Here is a 310-nt window from a genome sequence, read left to right as displayed (position 1 = left end):
GATCGTCAACGCTTCCGGCGGCTATGTCAGTTTCAAGGAAAAAACTATCTGTAGCATAAAAGGAGGGGGCTATCGTCTCCTCTTATCTTTATTATTTCTTACCATAGCACAGGTAACCTCGTAAACGTGGTGATAAATCCAAACATAGAGGAATAAGCCACGAACAGGTCTGTGTTCTCGTCGCAAGAGACCGAACAAAAGTAACTGTCTCTAAAGTTGCTTGTATGGAGCGTATTATAAAATCAAAAATTGATACATTAATTGGTTCTAAACTTTCCAATGAAAACGTGCTGGGAGAGCTTACAAAACC

Annotated in this window: 1 pseudogene; it reads left to right on the top strand. The window is 40.0% G+C overall.

From position 1 onward, the window contains the following. Positions 1 to 116: 116 nt before the first annotated feature. A pseudogene (locus tag LKX83_RS32335) lies at positions 117 to 310 on the top strand (IS1595 family transposase); the annotation flags it as partial.

It is taken from the genome of Cohnella baijiui, assembly GCF_020731285.1.
In the GTDB taxonomy this organism is placed as follows: Bacteria; Bacillota; Bacilli; order Paenibacillales; family Paenibacillaceae; genus Cohnella.
Note: the sequence above shows the minus strand (reverse complement) of the source record. Positions and strands in the feature narration are given on the sequence as shown.